Origin of the sequence: Microbispora sp. GKU 823 (genome assembly GCF_002027145.1) — a bacterium.
Lineage (GTDB): Bacteria > Actinomycetota > Actinomycetes > Streptosporangiales > Streptosporangiaceae > Microbispora > Microbispora siamensis.
Genome location: NZ_MWJN01000025.1, coordinates 65,819 through 84,314 on the forward strand (window position 1 = coordinate 65,819; position 18,496 = coordinate 84,314).

Below are 18,496 nucleotides of genomic sequence, written 5' to 3' on the forward strand. Positions count from 1 at the left end.
CGCCCCGGGAGGTCAGGCCGCCTGACGCACCTGCTCGGCCAGCCGTTCGAGGCTGTCGTCCAGTGCCCGCTCCACCGCCTCGGCCGGGGGCGCGTGCCGCTCGTCGAAGAAGGACAGGTGGACCGTCACGTCGCTGCTGTCGTCATCGATGCCGGCGACCTGAAGCCATCCGGCGTACCGGTCCACGTCACGGGTACCCCACTCCATCCGCAGTTGGTCCTGCTCGGCCCGCAGCAGCGCGCGTTCGTCCTGGCCCGTCTCGTCCTCGTGGACGGTGACCGCGGGCGGCTCCTCGGCGTGCACGTGCAGCTCACGGGGCATCCAGAGATCGAGTTTGCCGACGTCGCACGCCTGGCGGAACACCTGGTCGGCCGGCGCGGGCATCCTGCGAGACCGCTCGAACTCGGTCATGGTCCGTCACTCCTCCCTCTGTCGACGAGGGAGCCCCTACCCGCCGCGCTCCGGTCCATCCTCCGTCTCGCCACGCGAGGCCGTGCAGCGGGCACCCCCTCCCCGGGCGGATGCGCACGGCGGCGTAGGGTCCGGTGACATGACCGATCATTACGATGTCGTGGTCCTCGGCGCCGGGCCCGGCGGCTACACCGCCGCGGTCCGTTCGGCCCAGCTCGGGCTCAGCACGGCGGTCGTCGAGGAGCGCTATTGGGGTGGTGTCTGCCTCAATGTCGGCTGCATCCCCTCCAAGGCCCTGCTGCGCAACGCCGAACTCGCCCACATCCTGACGAACGAGACCAAGACGTTCGGTATCCAGACGGACGGCCCGATCACGCTCGACTACGGCGCGGCCTTCCGCCGCAGCCGCCAGGTCGCGGACGGGCGCGTCAAGGGCGTCCACTACCTGATGAAGAAGAACGGGATCACCGAGTACGACGGCCGCGGCACCTTCACCGGCCCGAACGCCATGGAGGTGCGCGGCGCGGACGGCTCGGTGCGCACGGTGACGTTCGACCACTGCATCATCGCGGCCGGGGCGACGACCCGCCTGCTGCCGGGGACGTCCCTGTCCGAGCGCGTGGTGACGTACGAGGAGCAGATCCTCAGCGAGACGCTGCCGGGAAGCGTGATCATCGCGGGCGCCGGCGCGATCGGCGTCGAGTTCGCGTACGTGCTGCACAACTACGGCGTGAAGGTCACGATCGTCGAGTTTCTCGACCGGATGGTCCCGCTGGAGGACCAGGAGGTGTCGGCGGAGCTGGCCCGGCGCTACCGGCGGCTCGGCATCGAGGTGCTGACCTCCACCCGCGTCGAGTCGATCGACGACAGCGGCGAGAAGGTGCGGGTCACCGTCTCCAGGAACGGCGAGACCTCCGTGCTGGAGGCCGACAAGGTGCTGCAGGCCATCGGCTTCCAGCCGCGCGTCGAGGGATACGGCCTGGAGCAGACCGGCGTGCGGCTGACCGAACGGGGCGCGATCGCCGTGGACGGCCGCTGCCGCACGAACGTGCCGCACATCTTCGCCATCGGCGACGTCACCGCGAAGCTCATGCTGGCCCACGCCGCCGAGTCGATGGGCATCATCGCCGCCGAGACGATCGCGGACGCGGAGACGATGGAGCTCGACTACGTGATGATCCCCCGGGCCACCTACTGCCAGCCGCAGATCGCGAGCTTCGGCTACACCGAGGCCCAGGCGCGCGAGCAGGGCTTCGACGTCAAGGTGGTCAAGTTCCCGTTCACGGCCAACGGCAAGGCGCACGGCCTGGGCGACCCGAGCGGGTTCGTCAAGGTCATCAGCGACGCGAAGTACGGCGAGATCCTCGGCGCCCACCTCATCGGGCCCGAGGTGACCGAGCTGCTGCCCGAGCTGACCCTGGCCCAGCAGTGGGACCTCACCGTGCACGAGGTGGCGCGCAACGTCCACGCCCACCCGACCCTGGGCGAGGCGGTGAAGGAGGCGATCCACGGCCTGGCCGGTCACATGATCAACATGTGACGGTGGCGGGCGGTCAGCGCGCGGTGGGCGGGCCGTCAGCGCCGGGGCCGACGCTCTTCCCGTGGCCGCGACACCGCGCGGCACCGACCCAGAGGAGCGCACATGAAGACCCCGTCCGTCCTGATCTCCGGCGCGAGCATCGCCGGGCCCGCCGTCGCGTACTGGCTGCGTAGGCACGGCTTCGCCCCCACCGTGGTCGAGCGGGCCCCCGCCCTGCGGGAGGGCGGCCAGGCGGTCGACTTCCGTGGGGCGGTGCACATGAACGTGCTGCGGCGGATGGGCGTCCTGGACGAGATCCGCCGCCTGCGCACCGATCCCGGCCCGCTGCGGGTGGTCGACTGGCGCGGCGACCAGGTCGTCGCGCTGCCCGCCGAGTTCACCGGCGGCGAGGTGGAGATCCTGCGCGGCGACCTCGCCCGCGTGCTGTACGACCGGACCAGGGACGACGTGGAGTACGTCTTCGGCGACTCCATCGCGTCCATGACCGAGACCCCGGACGGGGTGGAGGTGACCTTCGAGCGCGGGGCGCCCCGGACGTTCGACCTCGTGATCGGCGCGGACGGCCTGCACTCGAACGTGCGGCGGCTCGCCTTCGGCCCGGAGTCGCGGTTCGTGCGGCCGTCCGGCCACCACGTCGCGATCTTCAGTGCACCCGACCACCTGGGGCTCGGCCGCGACACGCTGCTCTACAACGAACCCGGCCGCGGGGTGGCGCCGCGGGCGCCAGGGACGGGGCGACCGCCGGGGTGATGTGCGTCTTCCGGGCCCCGGGGCTGGAGTTCGACCACCACGACGTGGCGCAGCAGAAGAAGATCGTCCTGGACGAGTACGCGGGAGCGGGCTGGGAGGTCCCCCGCCTGCTCGAGGCGGTCCCGGACGCGTCCGACTTCTACTTCGACTCGATCAGTCTCGTCCACATGGACCACTACACCCGTGGGCGGATCGCGCTGCTCGGCGACGCCGGCTACGGCGCCACCTGCGGCGGCATGGGGGCGGGCATGGCCGTCGTGGCCGCGTATGTGCTCGCGGGCGAAATCGCCGCCGCCCGCGGCGACCACCGCGCCGCGTTCCCTGAGTACGAACGGCTGATCAGGGGGTTCGCCACGGCGTGCCAGCGGGTCGCGGGCAACGCGGGCTCGTTCCTCGCCCCGGCGACGCGGGGCGCGATCCGGCGGCGCAATATGGCCTACCGGGTGCTCACCGCCGGGCCGCTGATGCGCGTGCTCGACAAGATGAGCACCAAGGCGGCCACCTCGATAACGCTCAAGGACTATGCGGCCTGAAATGCGGAAATGCCGATTACCGAACAGATATTCGGCTCCCGCGGCTATTCACGAGGAAACACTTCCCACGGCGTCGATGAATGGTCGGCTACGCTGGGAATCAGGCCGTGCGCGAAACGCCGTGGCCGCGTACGGGCGAACAATGCGAGGGCGGCCCGATGGCGAGGGACGACGCGAATAACACCGGCTCCCCGGTCGGCGCGAACACTCTGATGGCCCTCATGCGCGAACTGGTCTTCCCGCCGTACGTGATCGAACGGTCATCGGTGGCGCCGCAGGACGTCACCCGGCACGAGAACGACGCGGAGCACTCCTTCGCCCTGGGCCTGGTCGCGGTCTGCCTCGCCCCGCTGATCGACCCGGCCCTGGACCCGGGCAGGATCGCCAGGTACGCCCTGGTCCACGACCTGCCGGAGGTCCACGCGGGGGACGTGTCGGTCTACGCCGACCCGGCGGAACGCGAGAAGAAGGCCGTGCGCGAGGAGGAGGCGCGGGAGATCATCACCCGCGACTTCGGCGGGACGTTCCCCTGGCTCGTCGAGGACCTGTACGGCTACAAGGCGCAGCACGACCCGGAGAGCAGGTTCGTCTACGCGCTGGACAAGCTGCTCCCCCACGTCAACGTGCTGCTGGCCGACCACCACCCGCTGCGCCCGACCTGGGCGGCGTACAAGCACACCGAGATCACGGCCCGGCGGAAGATACGGATGAGCTGCCCGGCACTGCTGCCGTTGTTCGACGAGCTGTGCCGGGAGTTCGCTCGGCGCCCGCACCTGTTCTCCGGTGGGGTGTCACCTGGCGTGGGAGATGACGATGTTCGCGACGGCGAGCAGCGCCGCGCCGCAGACGGCGCACAGCACCCTCAGGGGCAGGCCGGCGCCCGGCCCGAGCACGGCGGGCAGGGCGACGAGGAAGGCCCCGGCCGCGCTGGCCGACACCCGCGTGAGGAGGCGCGACCGCGAGCGCCGCACGACCACAGGAAACCCGGCGCTCGTCGTCAGTGAGTCGCCTCCGGGCATCGGGCCCGCCTGCGTGTCGGCGGCCAGCGTGATCCCGACCCGCGCGAGCGCGTCGAAGCCCAGCATCTCGGGCCGCAACCAGAACTCCACGGTGTCGTATCGCGACGCCACGTCGTAGGAGTCGTCGGACGCGATCTTCAGGAAGGTGCCGTCGGTCGCGCAGACGAGCCGCTTCGCGGTCGGCGTGTAGCCGTCGGAGTAGAAGCTGACCCGCATCTTCACCGAGTCGCCGTCGCTCAGGTGCAGCCGGCCCTCGGCGTCGAGCGTGCCCGTCCTGTCCCTGTTGAGCAGCGGTTCCTCGGTGCGGACGAAGTAGGAGGACCTGTAGGTGGGGTGCCGGGCGAGCCGCCGGGCCACCCCGAGCCACAGGATGGGGTCGTCGCCCTGCTGCTCGTGCAGGTGGAGGTCGGGGAAGCGGGTGGTGGCCGGATACCAGCGCCCGCCGTTGGCCTCCGCCAGCCTGTCCACGAACCAGCCGCCCTTGGCCCTGATCTCCGCCTCGGTCAGCGGGAACTCCTCCAGGTTCGCGTAGTCGTCCACCCGCAGCCGGAACACGGCCATGTCGGCCACGCAGGCGGTCGTCACGACCGTGGCGAAGCGCACGGGCACGACGAACGGCTCCGCGTCGGGCGACTCCCGGTCGGCCAGGAAGGCCACGAGGCACCGCCGGCCGACGGCGGAGCCGTTCGCGATCGCCTGTTGCAGGGCGCCCGCCACGTAGTCGGTCTCGTACCGGAACTGGATGATCGCCCCTCTGGGCAGGGCCAGCGCCCTCAGGACGTCCTCCGCGTACCTCCGCCTGCTGTCGGACGAAAGCAGCAGCACCGAGGGCCGCACCCCGGTCATGTCCGCGGTCATGTCCGCCCCTCTTCCACGCCACGCAGGCGGTCGTCGAGCGCGAGGAAGCGCGGCCACACCCGGTCCCTCGGCAGTTCGTCGAGGCGCAGGCTCGCCGCGGTCTCGTACCGCAGCCCACGGTCCGCCAGCGCCCGGTGCTCACCGAGGATGATCGGCTCGCGTACGCCGTCCGACTGGTCGCCGGTCAGGTCGATGACGAACCGCCGGGGGTCGTGGGCCGGGCCGATCTCGACCCAGCAGTGGTGGCTGACGTCCTCGGCGTCGTCGCGGCCGACCCGCAGCCGCCCGTAGCAGTAGACGGGTTCGAGCAGCAGGTCGGTGCGGAGCCTGCGGGCGAGCCAGACGGAGGTGACGCCGCACTGGCCCCGGGGGTCGCCCGCGGCGACCGGCGACTCCTGATATCGCGGATGCACCGTGCGATCCGACCAGCAGGACTCCAGCATGCGGCGGTAGCCGAGCAGGCGCTCCGTCCACTGCGGCGAGGTGAAGTCGGCCTTGACGGGTCTCACGTGGTCGCCGCCCGAGTGGGTCCGGCGCGACACCCTGATCAGGCCCTCGATCGCGCCGACGCTCCGCTTCGCGGCGGAGGTGGCGCCGAGGACCATGAGCACGTTGTCCGGGGTGTCCAGGAGTTGCGGCATCGACTCCCCGGACATCCGGCGCGTCTGGAAAAGGCCTTTGTCGTCGTAGCGGTAGGCCACGGGCGACAGGGCGATCGGCCTGAATCCCGACGCGAGGAATGATGTGCCGTCGAAACCGAGCATGGGATTGTATGCCGTTATGACATAATCCGCGGCGTTTTCCGCCCTGATCTCCCGGACCGCGCGGGCGATCGTCAGGCTCATGAGGTTCGCCGGAATTCCCGCCAGCCCGTGCATTCTTGTCAGGACCATTATCCGGTCCGGATTCACGTCCAGCCCGTGCCCGGTGAGCGCGTCCAGGACGTACTGGCGGTCGCATCGCGAGAAGGCGACGTACGTGATCGGCATCGTCGCGCCCGGCAGGAAGAGCCCGAACTGGAGGACGGTGTCGGCCCTCTCACTGTGCAGGTAGTGCAGTCTCGACTGGACCAGATGGCCGACGCCGGGCATGACCTCGGCGAAGCGCAGGCTGGTGTGGTAGCCGTCGCCGAACGACAGGCTCAGGTCGCGGTGCGCCTTGTTCACGTTGAGGAGGACGGAGGCATGGGCCTGGTACGCCGCGTCCTCGGCGGACTGGCGCACCTGGGCCGCCCGGACGACGGCCTGCAGCCGTATCTCCTCGTACACCTTGTCCGGAGACCAGCCGGCGATGGCCGGCCTGCTCAACCGGGGCAGGTGCAGTCTTACCTGGATCTCCAGGGTCCGGAGGTCGACTCCGACCGTCTCGGCGTCCGCGCGGATGCGCGTCCCCATCGCGCCGACGAAGGTCTCGACATCCGGATCACGAAGCCCGTCCACTCGCGCGCCCTCGCTTCGCGCTTTCTCCCTTCGCGGCGTACGCGTGGTCTTGGGCACTTCTTCTCCCGCAATCGCGAGAATCTTGTCAGTGACGCCGTCAAGGATAGAACTCGAAGCGCACCCTGTCAGGGCGCTCGCGGAGTTGGTATCGCCTTTTATCGGACCCGCCGCAATTACGGCCGCTTTTTCATTGGGTCCGCGGAGGCGGCCTCCAGAGCGGCGGCGGCAACAGGAGATCGGCAGTGGCCGGGACGTGCGGGCAGCACCAGGATTCCACTGCCAGAAGGTGTCAGTGAAGCGGTCCTACCGTTCCGTCATGGCTTTCGCGGAGAAACTGCTCTTCGTGCCGCCACCGATCGAGGTGAGCGGCTACCACGTCAAGCGCTACCACGTCACCGCCGACCCGGCCGGGATCGACCCCGAGATCGAGAAGGCGGCGTACGCCGTCCTGCCCGAGTTGCTGCCCGAACCCGACGGCACACCCCCGGCCGCCTTCGTCGTCCTGCACAGGGGCGGGGACGACGGGGCCTACGTCAACGCCTACACCTGGGCTTGGGACAACGCCCTGCACTACGGCAACGCGGTGGCCGGTCAGCCCGCGCTGGGCTGCCCCGACCGGGATCCCACCCACTTCGTCCGGCCGGAACGCCCGCTCATCGGCTGTGTCTGGGAGCTGCCGCCGATCCTGCACGAACGCGACGCGTGGGTGCGGCACATGCTCGCCCCCGATCAGCCCGACCTCGACGCCTACCTCGCGGACACGCTGCCCGAGGGCACGACGGGAGACCGCCGCTGACGCCGGATCCTTGATCCGACCATGGAGGTGTCTTGCACGCGACCGAATGCAGCGTTTGTGAGCCGAATGAGAGACTTCTGAGCAAGCGCCGACCATGTCAGGCGCAAACCCCGCGGCTCATCGCCAGAAAAAGCCGCCCGGTGTGGTAACGGCGAAACCGCTGGAAGCCCGCCCTCCTCGCCGCGAAGGCCGAGGAGGGCGGAGCCGTCTCAGGCGGAACCGCCGTCCGGCGGGCCGTATCCCCCGCCGCCGGGTGTCTCGATTTCCAGCACGTCGCCCGGTTCGACCCGGACCGAGTCGCATCCCGCGAGGTGGACGACGCCTCCGTCCGCGCGCCGCACCCGGTTGACGCCCAGAGCGCCGGGGGCGCCGCCGGCCATGCCGTACGGCGGCACGCGGCGGTGGCCCGACAGCACGCTGACCGTCATCGGCTCGCGGAACCGGATGCGGCGCACCGCCCCGTCCCCGCCGCGCCACCGTCCGGCGCCGCCGCTGCCGCGCCGTATGGCGAACTCCTCGAGCAGCACGGGGAACCGCCACTCCAGCACCTCGGGGTCGGTCAGCCGGGAGTTCGTCATGTGGGTCTGCACCGCCGCCGCCCCGTCGAACCCGTCCCCCGCCCCAGACCCCGAGGCGACGGTCTCGTAGTACTGGCGCCGTTCGTCGCCGAAACTGACGTTGTTCATCGTCCCCGACCCCTCGGCCTGGACGCCCAGCGCGGCGTAGATCGCGCCGGTGACGGCCTGCGAGGTCTCGACGTTGCCGGCGACCACGGCCGCGGGGTACGCCGGGGCCAGCATCGACCCCTCCGGCACGACGATGCGCAGGGGCCGCAGGCAGCCGTCGTTGAGCGGGATCTCGTCGGCCACCAGGGTGCGGAAGACGTACAGCACGGCGGCGGTGACCACGGCCGACGGCGCGTTGAGGTTGCCGTCGAGCTGGGGCGAGGTGCCGGTGAAGTCGATCGTCGCGGCGCGGCGGGCGCGGTCCACCGAGACGCGCACCGAGATCACGGCGCCGGAGTCCGTCTCGTAGCGGTAGCGGCCCTCGCTGAGGGCGTCGATCACCGCGCGGACCGCGCTCTCGGCGTTGTCCTGCACGTGCCGCATGTAGGCCCGCACGACATCGAGGCCGAAGTGGCCGATCATCGCGCCGACCTCCTCGACGCCCTTGGCGTTCGCAGCGATCTGCGCGCGCAGGTCGGCCAGGTTGGTCGCGGGGTCCCTGGACGGGTACGGCCCCTCGGTGAGCAGCCGCCACGTCTCCTTCTCGCGCAGGCCGTCGCGGTCCGCCAGCAGGCGGCAGTCGAACAGCACGCCCTCCTCGTGGACGCTCCTGCTTCCGGCGGGCATCGAGCCGGGCGTCAGCCCGCCGATCTCCGCGTGGTGGCCGCGGGAGGCCACGAAGAACAGGATCTCCCGGCCCGCGCCGTCGAAGACGGGGGTGACGACCGTGATGTCCGGCAGGTGGGTGCCGCCGTGGTAGGGGTCGTTGATCGCGTACACGTCGCCCGGCCGCATCCCGCCGCCCCTGCGGCGGACCACCTCCTTGACGCTCGCGCCCATCGACCCGAGGTGCACCGGGATGTGCGGCGCGTTGGCGATGAGATCGCCGCCGGAGTCGAACAGCGCGCAGGAGAAGTCGAGCCGCTCCCGGATGTTCACCGACTGCGCGGTGGACCCCAGCCGGGCGCCCATCTGCTCCGCGACGGACGTGAAGAGGTTGTTGAAGACCTCCAGCATCACGGGGTCGGCCTCGGTGGTCACGCCGGTGCCCCGGGGGCGCGCCCGCACCCGCTCCAGGACCAGGTGTCCGTACGGCGTCACCCCGGCCCGCCAGCCATCGTCGACCACGGTGGTCGCGTCGGCCTCGGCCACGATCGCCGGGCCGCCGAGCGTGTCGCCGGGGCGCAGCCGTTCCCGCCGGTAGAGCGGCACCTCGCGCCACGCGCCGCCCGCGTACATCCGTACGGTGTCCACCGGCCGCCCCTCGGCGTCTTCGGAGGCGGCGCCGGATCCGGAGGCGAGGCCCGAGAGGTCGGGCTGCTCGGTCAGGCCCACCGCCTCGACGGAGACCGCCTCCGCGACCAGCGGCCGGTCCATGAGGAAGGAGTACGTCCGCAGGTGGGCGGTCTCGAACGCGGTCACCATCGCATCTGTCCCGGCCAGGTCCACCGGCAGCGGCGTGTCGGTGCCGTCGTAGCGCAGCCGCACCCGCCGAGTCACCCGGATCCGCCCGTCCGGCACCCCCTCCTCCAGCAGCTCGTCCAGCAGTTCGCGGCGGGCCGCCGCCTCCAGGGCGTCGGCGAGACCGGCCAGGCGCCGCGCCGCGGCGGGCTCCAGCCGGACCTCGACCGACTGCTCCCGCATCACGGTGGTGTCGGCCAGCCCGATGCCCAGGGCGGACAGCACGCCCGCCATCGGCGGCACCAGCACGGTGCGGATGCCGAGCGCGTCGGCCACCGCGCAGGCGTGCTGCCCTCCGGCGCCGCCGAACGTGGTGAGGGTGTATTCCGTGACGTCACGGCCCTTCCGCACGGATATCTGCTTGATCGCGTTGGCGATGTTCTCGACCGCGACCCGCAGGTAGCCCTCGGCGACCTGCTCGGGGTCGCGCTCGTCGCCGGTCCGCGCGCGGATGTCCGCGGCCGCCTCGGTGAACCGCCGCCGCACCTCGCCGATGTCCAGCGGCAGGTCGCCGTGCGGGCCGAAGACCTCGGGGAAGTGGCCGGGCTGGACGCGGCCGAGCATCACGTTGGCGTCGGTGAGGCACAGCGGGCCGCCGTTGCGGTAGCAGGCCGGGCCGGGGTCGGCCCCCGCGGAGTCCGGGCCGACCCGGTAGCGGCCGCCGTCGAAACGCAGGACCGACCCGCCGCCCGCCGCCACCGTGTGGATGGCGATCATCGGCGCGGACAGCCGTACGCCGGCCACCTGGGTCTGGACGACCCGCTCGTACGCGCCGGTGTAGTGGGACACGTCGGTCGAGGTGCCGCCCATGTCGAAGCCGATCACCTTGTCGAACCCGGCCAGCCGGGACATGCGCGCCATGCCGACGATGCCGCCGGCCGGGCCGGACAGGATCGCGTCCTTGCCGCGGAAGTGCCCGGCCTCCGCCAGCCCGCCGTTCGACTGCATGAACATCAGCCGTACGCCGGGCAGTTGCCGGGCCACCGTCTCGACATACCGGCGCAGGACGGGCGAGAGGTAGGCGTCGGCCACGGTGGTGTCCCCGCGCGGCACCAGCTTCATCAGCGGGCTGACCTCGCTGGAGCACGACACCTGGGCGAAGCCGGTGCGCCTGGCCAGGCTCCCGATCGCCCGTTCGTGGGCCGGGTGCAGGTGGCTGTGCAGGCAGACCACCGCGACCGCGTGTACGCCCTCCTCGCGCAGCCGCCGCAGCTCCGGCGCGAGCCCTTCGAGGTCGGGCGGCCGGAGCACCGTGCCGTCGGCGGTGATCCGCTCGTCCACCTCGGCCACGCGCTCGTACAGCATCTCCGGCAGCACGATCCGCCGGTCGAAGATGCGCGGCCGGTTCTGGTAGCCGATGCGCAGCGCGTCGCCGAACCCCTTGGTGATCACCAGCGCCGTGCGCTCGCCCCGGCGTTCCAGCAGGGCGTTGGTGGCGACCGTGGTGCCCATCCGCACCGACTCGATCCGCTCGACCGGGATCGGCTCGCCCGCCTGGACGCCCAGCAGGGCGCGGATGCCCGCCACCGCCGCGTCGGGATAGCGCGCCGGGTTCTCCGACAGGAGCTTGCGTGTCACCAGCCGCCCGTCCGGGCGCCGGGCGACGACGTCGGTGAACGTCCCGCCGCGTCCACCCAGAACTGCCACCGGTCTCCAGGCATGGGACCCCCCTCCGCACGCCCGTACATCCCTTGTATCAGGGCCGCGCGCCCCGGCCTTAATAGGGCGACATATCACCTCATGCCCGACATATGATCGAGTGCCGTTTTCCGGATCACACCGGAACGGTGTGAGGAAAGGTGGTTCCGGCAGTGACGTCCGTGCCCAGCGTGGAGCGCAGTGGGGGCATCGGCACCCTCGTCACCGGCAACCTGCTCGGCGGCGTCGCGGTCGCCTCCGGCATCGCGGTCGGCGGGCTGCTCCTGGAGCGGCTGGGCGGCACGTCCGTCGCGGGGCTCGGCCAGGCCGCGAGCGTGCTCGGCGCGGCGGTCGCCGCGGTGCCGCTTGCCGGGGTCGCGGCCCGGCACGGGCGGCGCCGTTCGCTCGCTCTCGGGTACGCGATCGCCGTGTTCGGCGGCGTGCTGATCGTCACGGCCGCCGTCGTCGCACAACTCGCCGTGCTGCTGGCCGGGCTGGCCATGTTCGGCGTCGGGCAGGCGGTGAACCTGCAGTCCCGGTACGCCGCCGCGGACGGTGCGGCCCCGGGCGCCCGAGCCAGGACGATGTCGATCGTCATCTGGGCGACCACGATCGGGTCCGTGGCCGGCCCCAACCTCAGCGAGGTCGCCGACCGGTTCGGCCGGTGGCTCGGGCTGCCCGGCCTCGCCGGCCCCTACGTGTTCTCGATCGTGGCCTTCGCCCTGGCGGGCGCGGTGGTGGCGGTGTTCCTCCGGCCCGCCGTACGGTCGTCCGCGCCGGCCGTACGGTCGCCCGCGCCGGCGGACGGCGAGGCGGACGAGAGCCGCCGGACGGTGGGAGCGGTGGCGGCACTGCGCTGGGCGGCGGGCGACCCCGCGGCGCGGTTCGCGGTCGTGCTCATCGCGGTGGCGCACGCGACGATGGTCATGGTCATGGTGATGACGCCGCTGCACATGCAGCACCACGGGATGTCACTGCAGCTCGTGGGCGTGGTGATCAGCCTGCACGTGCTCGGCATGTACGCCCTCAGCCCGGTCTTCGGGTGGCTGGCCGACCGGCTCGGCGCGGTCCGCACGGCGTGCGCCGGGATGCTGATGCTCGCGGCGGCCGTCGTGCTCGGCTTCGTGGCCGCGTCCGCCTCGGAGGGCAGCGCCCTCACCGCGCTCGCGCTGATCGTGCTCGGCGTCGGCTGGTCGGCGTCGATGATCTCCGCGTCGGCGCTGCTCGCCGGCACCGCCGCGGACCACGTCCGAGTGCCGCTGCAGGGCGCCACCGACGCCGGCATGAACTACGCGGGCGCCGCGGCGGCCGCGCTGGCCGGGCCGATCCTCGCCGCCGGCGGTTTCCGCGCGGTCAACGTCGCGGCGGCGATCATCCTGGTGCCCGCCGTCGCGACGGCGGTCCCGCCCTCCGCCGACGCCGGGCGACCGCGAACGAAGCGGGGGACGACGGGCACCGCGCGCAGGCCGTCCGGCCCTGATCCGGTTCGGGAGAAGCCCCCTCGTCACGACGACGAGAGGGGCCTCCCGCCGGCGGTCAGGACTCCCGCTTCGGGATGATCCGCTTGACCGCCACCGCGGCCGAGACCAGCGTGAACAGGCCCAGGGCGATCCAGAGCGCGTTCCAGCCCACGAACGGGGCGGTCAGCGCCGCACCGCCGAAGCCCGCCGCGACGCCCCCGATGGGTGGGTTGTTGTACATGTTCACCATTTCCTTTCCCGACGCCACGCGGCGTCCCAGAAGGCTTTCGCCTGTGCGATCTGCAGGAAGACATCGAAGATCATTTCGACGAACAGCAGGGCGGCGACGGCCATCTGCCTGCCGCCCCTGCTCCGTACGGTCACGATCCGCTCGACCATGAAGACGCCGGTGACCGCCACCCAGAGCGGATGGAAGGTGAGCGTGCCCGTGACCGCGATCGACCAGGCCGTGGCGCCCAGGTACGCGAAGATCACAATGATCCCGATCAGCGACAGGAGCTGACGGCCCCAGTAGGGCAACGTGACCCGCGTCCAGCCGTAGTCGGTGAGGTTCTCCAGCGCCCCCCGCTTCCACCGCAGCCGCTGCTTGAACAGGTCCTTCCAGGTCTCCATGACCTCGGTGGTGAGCGTGCACTCCGCGGGACACAGGATGCGGAACCTCAGGTGCAGCAGCGCCAGGGTGAGCTCATTGTCCTCGGTCAGGACGCGCACGTCGTACACCTGGTCGCGGCCGGGGAGCCGGCCGCTGCGGCGGGCCCTCACGACCTCCTTGAGCGCGAGCGCGCGAAAAAGCGTCGCCGTCCCGGTGAGCACCAGCGCCTTTCCGCGCAGCCGCCGCACGTCCCGGGCGTAGCGCGCGTACTCGTTGCGCTGGAACATGCCCACCAGGCCGCCGCCCGGCTTGCCGGTGAAGGTGCCTCCCACCGCGGCCAGCTCGCCGGTGGCCAGCCGGAGGACGGCGTGGTGGATGAAACCGGGATCGAGCGCCGAGTCCGCGTCCATGACCAGCACGGCGTGCCGGGACCCCAGCTGGGGCAGCAGGACTTCGAGCACCTGGTTGAGCGCGCCCGCCTTCTTGTGGCGGTTCCCGACCGTCCTGATCACCTCGGCGCCGTGCGCGCGTGCGATGTCCGCGGTCCTGTCGGTGCAGTTGTCCGCGATCACGATGACGCGGTTGGGCCTGCGCCGCTGGCCGTGCAGCGACATCATCGTCTCGGCGATCTGGTCCTCTTCGTTGTGCGCGGGGACCAGCACGATGACGTGCATGCGCGCGGGGTCGACCTCCGGGAGGTCCCGCTTGCCGTCGGCGCCCTTCGCGGCCCGGTGACGGCCCGTACCGGCCCCCGCGGGGTTGCCCGGGTGGACCGGCGTGACGGTGTGTCCACCGCGCCCGGTCTCCGGCGGCCTGGGCAGAGTTTCCGACTGAACCACTTGAAAACCGTCCAGCTCCCAGCAAACCGCCGCATTGTGGTGACTTCTTCCAAGAAGTTACACGCGTGATGGGAGTGACTGGTTGACATCAAAGCGACATAGGATGCTCTAGCAGATTTCAGCACGAGAACGGGACTGAAATGGGCAGGGCCGCCGTCGCCGTCCTCCTGGGCCTGTCCGCGGTCGCCGTCGCCGTCGCGGTCGCCGCCGGGCGCTCCGGCGACCCCCAAGCGGCGCCGCCCGCGCCTCCCGTCAGCGCCTCCACCCCCCAGGCGAATCCGAAGGCCACCGCCCGCGCCCTGTCGTCGTCACCGCCGGTCATGCTGGAGATTCCGAAGATCGGGGTGCGGACCACACTGATGACGCTGGGCAAGAATCCGGACGGGACGCTGGAGGTCCCGCCCCTGGACAGGGTCGACGAGGCCGGGTGGTACCGCCTCGGTCCGTCACCGGGCTCACCCGGTCCCGCGGTCATCGCCGGTCACGTCGACTCGAAGAAGGGACCCGGCGTCTTCTTCCGGCTCGGGGACCTGCGGCCGGGCGACACGGTGCGGATCTCCAGGAAGGACCACACCCAGGTGGTCTTCGAGGTGGACTCCCTGGAGAGCGTGCCGAAGGACCGCTTCCCCACCCGCAAGGTCTACGGGATGGTGAAGTTCCCCGGCCTGCGCCTCATCACCTGCGGCGGAGCCTTCGACACCGCCAGTGGCCACTACCGCGACAACGTCATCGTCTACGCCCACCTCGTCGCCGTACGCCGCCCGCAGGCCCGTTGATCAACCGTACGGGACGGCTGCATCATCGTGAGGGCGTCCGCGGCTCTGAAATGGGCCGCCGGGCCATCCGGGTCGGAGACGAAAAGGGAGCGCGGGCATGCGGTTCGAGACCGGCGTCGACATCGACGCCTCCGCGGATCGGGTCTGGCGGGTCATGACGGACGTCGTCAGATGGCCCGAGTTCACCCCCACCATGACCACGGTCGAGCCCCTCGGCGACGGCCCGCTCGGCCTCGGCGGCCGGTTCAGGATCAAGCAGCCGGGGCTTCCCCCGATGGTCTGGCAGGTCAACGAGTTCACCGACGGCAGGTCCTTCGCCTGGCAAGCGACCGGCGGGGGCGTCACCACGATCGGGACGCACGTGCTCACGCCCCGAGAGGGCGGAGTCTCCGTCCTGCTCGGGATCGACCAGTCCGGACCGCTGGCGCCGCTGATGAGCCTGCTGGTCGGCGGCCGACCCGCAGGTACGTACGCACGGAGGCGGAGAGCCTCAAACGGCGCTGCGAGTCCGGCGAGGATGTGTGAGCGGTTCTGCCGACGGTGGGCCGGAGTCCGGGGACCCCGGCCCACGCGGTGACTACCGGGCCGGGTAGTCCGTGACGTACTGCGGCGCGCCGACCTTGGTCGTGTCGGCCGCGTCGCCGACGCCGTTGACGACATGGTCGATCGTCCCGGCGCTGAGGTTGACCGTCATGATGTGGTGCAGCCTCACGCCCGGGGTCTGCGGGACCTCGAAGCCGTTCTCGGTGTGGATCTGCGGGTTGTTCTGGTTGAAGACGTAGACGCCCGCGCCGTAGAGGTTGTGCCTCTTCACGCGGTCGCCGACCTTGTAGCCGGCGTAGCCCTCCACGGAGCCGTTCATCCAGTCGGCCTGCGTGGGCGGGTCGTACGGCAGCTCGTTCTGGTAGAGGATCGTCGTGCCGTCCTCGCCGTTCCAGACCGTGTTGTAGCGCTGGAAGTGCTCGACGAACAGGCCGGTCGCCGTCACGTGGTCGCCGTTGATGACGGCGCCGTAGCGGCCGATGTTGGTGTTCCAGCGCTGCGTGTCGGTGAAGCCCTCGACACCGTGGTCGGCGCGCCACACCCAGGTGTGGTCGATGAGCACGTTGTCGCTGTCGACCTCGAGCGCGGTCTCGGTCTTGCCGACGTGCGGCCCGCCGACCCGGAAGTACACGTCGGACAGCGTCGTCGGGTTGTCCGCCGAGGTCCGGTGGCCGCCGTGCCTGCCGCCCACCCGCAGCAGGGCGGGGGACTTCTGGAGGCCCGCGTCGACGGTGACTCCCGCGACGACCACGCCGGGGACGTCGGCGACGTCGAGCGGGACCGCGCCGCGTACGGCGGTGAGGGTGGCGTGCCCGAGCCCGAGGACAACGGTGTCCGGGCGCTTGACCTCGATGCTCCGTGCGATGTCGTACACGCCGGGCGTGAGCAGCAGGTTCTTGCCGCGCGCGAGCTGGCTGTTGATGGCCTGCACCGAGTCGGACGGCTTCGCGACGTAGAAGTCCGACAGCGGCAGCGTGCGGCCCGGCGTCATGCCGTTCGCCCACGAGACGCCGCGCGTGTTCTTCCTGGCGGCGGGCACGCGGACGTTGATTCCGCCCTGCGCGTCGGCGTACAGGTAGGGCTTCTCCCGGCTGACGGGGGTGTTCTCCAGCGTGGTGTAGGGCGGGTTCGGGAAGCCGGACTCGTCCGGCGCGCCGACGACGCCCGAGAAGACCTGGTTCCACACGGCGTTGGACCACCCGGCGACCTCGGTGTTGCGGGTCAGCCACTGCTGCTGGGAACCGTTCGTGACGGACGGCAGCCGGGAGTCGGCGATGAAGCCGCCGCTGGCGTACTGCGGGCCTGCGGTGCAGTAGTCCATCAGCGACAGGGTGCCGCCGCTGACGTTGAGGCGGCGCATGGAGACCGCCTGCGAGACGGCCCAGAAGTTCGCCGACTGGCGGCAGCCGTCCTGGCCCGCCGCGTTGATGTTGATCGACAGGTTCGACAGCGTGCGCCAGAAGTTGACGAGCGCGAGGCAGTTGCCGGTGCCGTTGTTCTCCAGGCAGCGGTTGTAGACCTCGACCTTGCCGTTGATGACGACGTCGGTGGGCGAGGCGCCCAGGCCGGCGATCTCGGTGTAGTAGCCGACCTTGATCTGGAGCGGGTGCTCGGCGGTGCCGTACGTGCCGGGCTTGAAGAGGTAGGCGTGGCGCTCAGTGCCCATCTCGTTGTCGACCTGCGCCGAGTGCGCCGCGTCCAGGGTCGCCTGGATCTGGTCGACCGGCATGCTCGGGTCGAAGACGGTGACGTTGGGCCCGAGGTCGGGGGCTCCTCCGTGATTCCCGTGGTTCGCGGAGGCCGGGGCCGGTGCGGCGGCGGTGGCGGCCGTCGTTCCCGCCGTCACGACGGCGGTCGTGAGCACGAGACCGAACGTGAACGCCCGGCCGATCAGCCAGCGGCCGGAGCGCCGCCTGGTGGGACTCCCAGTGTCAGGAGTCTGGGTCGTCATACGGTTCGTCCTTTCCGCTGCGTACGCAGCCGAGAGAGCGCTCTCTCGCGAGCCCGCCTTGTATCAAGCCCTGAAAAAAATGCGTGGGACGTTTGTACCGCGCGAACCGGCCCCGGCGCCATCCCTTGATTTCACTCCGAGACGCCGAACCGCCCCGGAGCGGGCAGTGGCTCCGGGGCGGTCCAGCGCTCGGATCAGGCGGTCTCCCTGACGAACTCGGCGTGCGCCGCGGCCAGACGGCCGCCGACCTCGGCCGTGCTGATGAGCACGGACATGTTCGCCCTGGACGACCGGCCCTCGGTGGCCACGTCCACCGCGCGCATCAGATACTTGGTGATCGCGTTGCCGCGGACGCCGTCCCGCTCGGCGGCGGCCATCGCACCGGCGATGGCGGCGTCCACCTCGGACGCGTCGATCGCGTCCTCCTCCCGCACCGGCGTGGTGATCAGGAACGAGCTGTTGTTGCCCAGCGCCCAGTGGTTCTCCACCGCCCGCGCGATCACCCGCTCGTCGTCCAGCCGCTGCGGGCTGCGGATGCCGCTGGAGACGCAGTAGAACGCGGGGAAGTCGTCCGACCGGTACGACACCACCGGCACGCAGTGGGTCTCCAGATACTCCATCGTCAGGTTCAGGTCGAGGATGCTCTTGGCCCCGGCGCAGACGACGGCCACCTTCGACCGGGTGAACTGGATCAGATCGGAGGAGACGTCCATCGTCTTCTCCGCGCCCCGGTGCACGCCGCCGATGCCGGCCGACGAGAAGAACGGGATGCCGGCCAGTTCGGCCGCCACCACCGAGCTCGCCACCGTCAGCGCGCCGAGCCCGCCCTGGGCCAGGATCACCGGCAGGTCCCGGCTGCTGACCTTGGGGATTCCGGAGGTCGAGGCGAACCGCTCGACGTCCTCGTCGGTCATGCCGACCTTGATCCGCCCGCCCTCGACGCAGATCGTGGCCGGGACGGCACCGCCCGCGCGGACCGCGTCCTCGACCTTCCGCGCGGTCGCGGCGTTGTCCGGATAACGCAGGCCGTGGGTGATGACGTTCGACTCCAGCGCCACCACCGGCCGGCCCTCGGCGAGTGCGTCCGCGACCTCCTCGCTGTACACCAGCGGGACGCGCCCATGCTCCCGGGTCATCGTCGCCC

At 71.2% G+C, this 18,496-nt stretch carries 15 protein-coding genes; 8 read left to right on the forward strand and 7 right to left on the reverse strand.

What is annotated here, in order from left to right; translation table 11 throughout:
* Positions 1–12: 12 nt before the first annotated feature.
* Positions 13–411 (reverse strand): SRPBCC family protein, encoded by a 399-nt coding sequence (locus B1L11_RS15900; RefSeq protein ID WP_079315200.1) that lies wholly within the window; start codon positions 409–411, stop codon positions 13–15.
* 139 nt (positions 412–550) lie between these two features.
* Between B1L11_RS15900 and lpdA the strand changes: the two genes are divergently transcribed.
* The 4 genes from lpdA to B1L11_RS15915 all read left to right on the forward strand — a co-directional run bounded on the left by lpdA (position 551) and on the right by B1L11_RS15915 (position 4,238).
* Entirely contained in the window at positions 551–1,951 is a 1,401-nt protein-coding gene (lpdA, locus tag B1L11_RS15905) for a dihydrolipoyl dehydrogenase (protein WP_079315201.1), read from the forward strand.
* A gap of 102 nt (positions 1,952–2,053) precedes the next feature.
* Complete coding sequence (locus B1L11_RS48340) at positions 2,054–2,701, forward strand: FAD-dependent monooxygenase (RefSeq protein WP_218671152.1); 648 nt, start codon at positions 2,054–2,056, stop codon at positions 2,699–2,701.
* Complete coding sequence (locus B1L11_RS48345) at positions 2,701–3,234, forward strand: hypothetical protein (protein WP_218671153.1); 534 nt, start codon at positions 2,701–2,703, stop codon at positions 3,232–3,234. Before B1L11_RS48340 ends, B1L11_RS48345 begins: the two co-directional genes overlap by 1 nt.
* Before the next feature lie 158 nt (positions 3,235–3,392).
* The gene (locus B1L11_RS15915) at positions 3,393–4,238 is read left to right on the forward strand and encodes an HD family hydrolase (protein WP_179155169.1); all 846 of its coding nucleotides are present in this window, start codon (positions 3,393–3,395) and stop codon (positions 4,236–4,238) included.
* Between the two features lie 869 nt (positions 4,239–5,107).
* Here B1L11_RS15915 and B1L11_RS15920 read toward each other — a convergent pair.
* Positions 5,108–6,550, reverse strand: coding sequence for a hypothetical protein (locus B1L11_RS15920; protein ID WP_079315203.1), 1,443 nt, complete (start codon positions 6,548–6,550; stop codon positions 5,108–5,110).
* A gap of 316 nt (positions 6,551–6,866) precedes the next feature.
* Between B1L11_RS15920 and B1L11_RS15925 the strand changes: the two genes are divergently transcribed.
* The gene (locus B1L11_RS15925; RefSeq protein WP_079315217.1) at positions 6,867–7,346 is read left to right on the forward strand and encodes a hypothetical protein; all 480 of its coding nucleotides are present in this window, start codon (positions 6,867–6,869) and stop codon (positions 7,344–7,346) included.
* 209 nt (positions 7,347–7,555) lie between these two features.
* Here B1L11_RS15925 and B1L11_RS15930 read toward each other — a convergent pair whose 3' ends face one another.
* The gene (locus B1L11_RS15930; RefSeq protein ID WP_256862583.1) at positions 7,556–11,179 is read right to left on the reverse strand and encodes a hydantoinase B/oxoprolinase family protein; all 3,624 of its coding nucleotides are present in this window, start codon (positions 11,177–11,179) and stop codon (positions 7,556–7,558) included.
* A gap of 164 nt (positions 11,180–11,343) precedes the next feature.
* On the opposite strand from B1L11_RS15930, the gene B1L11_RS15935 reads away from it, so the two are divergent.
* The gene (locus tag B1L11_RS15935) at positions 11,344–12,729 is read left to right on the forward strand and encodes an MFS transporter (RefSeq protein WP_079315204.1); all 1,386 of its coding nucleotides are present in this window, start codon (positions 11,344–11,346) and stop codon (positions 12,727–12,729) included.
* Here the strand turns inward: B1L11_RS15935 and B1L11_RS46855 are convergent.
* Positions 12,707–12,871: a hypothetical protein gene (locus B1L11_RS46855; protein ID WP_179155170.1), complete on the reverse strand. Its 165-nt coding sequence runs from the start codon at positions 12,869–12,871 to the stop codon at positions 12,707–12,709. The genes B1L11_RS15935 and B1L11_RS46855 overlap by 23 nt on opposite strands.
* A 2-nt stretch (positions 12,872–12,873) precedes the next feature.
* Positions 12,874–14,082 carry a glycosyltransferase gene (locus tag B1L11_RS15940; RefSeq protein WP_218671154.1) on the reverse strand — a complete coding sequence of 403 codons (1,209 nt, stop codon included), beginning with the start codon at positions 14,080–14,082 and terminating at the stop codon, positions 12,874–12,876.
* A gap of 140 nt (positions 14,083–14,222) precedes the next feature.
* Here B1L11_RS15940 and B1L11_RS15945 point away from each other — a divergent pair, with 140 nt between their 5' ends.
* Together B1L11_RS15945 and B1L11_RS15950 are read left to right on the forward strand one after the other, a co-directional pair.
* Positions 14,223–14,858, forward strand: a complete 636-nt coding sequence (locus tag B1L11_RS15945; RefSeq protein ID WP_079315205.1) for a class F sortase — start codon at positions 14,223–14,225, stop codon at positions 14,856–14,858.
* A gap of 97 nt (positions 14,859–14,955) precedes the next feature.
* On the forward strand, positions 14,956–15,435 hold the full coding sequence (locus tag B1L11_RS15950) for an SRPBCC family protein (protein ID WP_218671155.1): 480 nt from the start codon (positions 14,956–14,958) through the stop codon (positions 15,433–15,435).
* Here B1L11_RS15950 and B1L11_RS15955 read toward each other — a convergent pair whose 3' ends face one another.
* Positions 15,436–17,352, reverse strand: coding sequence for an adenylyl cyclase (locus B1L11_RS15955; RefSeq protein WP_256862584.1), 1,917 nt, complete (start codon positions 17,350–17,352; stop codon positions 15,436–15,438).
* A gap of 194 nt (positions 17,353–17,546) precedes the next feature.
* A complete protein-coding gene (locus tag B1L11_RS15960; protein ID WP_079315206.1) occupies positions 17,547–18,488 on the reverse strand; it encodes a pseudouridine-5'-phosphate glycosidase in 942 nt (313 codons plus the stop codon).
* Positions 18,489–18,496: the final 8 nt, after the last annotated feature.

Bases quoted from the DNA above. Each gene is read 5' to 3' on its own strand.
- B1L11_RS15900 (WP_079315200.1), bottom strand. From the start codon at position 411: ATGACCGAGTTCGAGCGGTCTCGCAGGATGCCCGCGCCGGCCGACCAG.
- lpdA (WP_079315201.1), top strand. From the start codon at position 551: ATGACCGATCATTACGATGTCGTGGTCCTCGGCGCCGGGCCCGGCGGC.
- B1L11_RS48340 (WP_218671152.1), top strand. From the start codon at position 2,054: ATGAAGACCCCGTCCGTCCTGATCTCCGGCGCGAGCATCGCCGGGCCC.
- B1L11_RS48345 (WP_218671153.1), top strand. From the start codon at position 2,701: ATGTGCGTCTTCCGGGCCCCGGGGCTGGAGTTCGACCACCACGACGTG.
- B1L11_RS15915 (WP_179155169.1), top strand. From the start codon at position 3,393: ATGGCGAGGGACGACGCGAATAACACCGGCTCCCCGGTCGGCGCGAAC.
- B1L11_RS15925 (WP_079315217.1), top strand. From the start codon at position 6,867: ATGGCTTTCGCGGAGAAACTGCTCTTCGTGCCGCCACCGATCGAGGTG.
- B1L11_RS46855 (WP_179155170.1), bottom strand. From the start codon at position 12,871: ATGTACAACAACCCACCCATCGGGGGCGTCGCGGCGGGCTTCGGCGGT.
- B1L11_RS15945 (WP_079315205.1), top strand. From the start codon at position 14,223: ATGGGCAGGGCCGCCGTCGCCGTCCTCCTGGGCCTGTCCGCGGTCGCC.
- B1L11_RS15950 (WP_218671155.1), top strand. From the start codon at position 14,956: ATGCGGTTCGAGACCGGCGTCGACATCGACGCCTCCGCGGATCGGGTC.
- B1L11_RS15955 (WP_256862584.1), bottom strand. From the start codon at position 17,352: ATGACGACCCAGACTCCTGACACTGGGAGTCCCACCAGGCGGCGCTCC.
- B1L11_RS15960 (WP_079315206.1), bottom strand. From the start codon at position 18,488: ATGACCCGGGAGCATGGGCGCGTCCCGCTGGTGTACAGCGAGGAGGTC.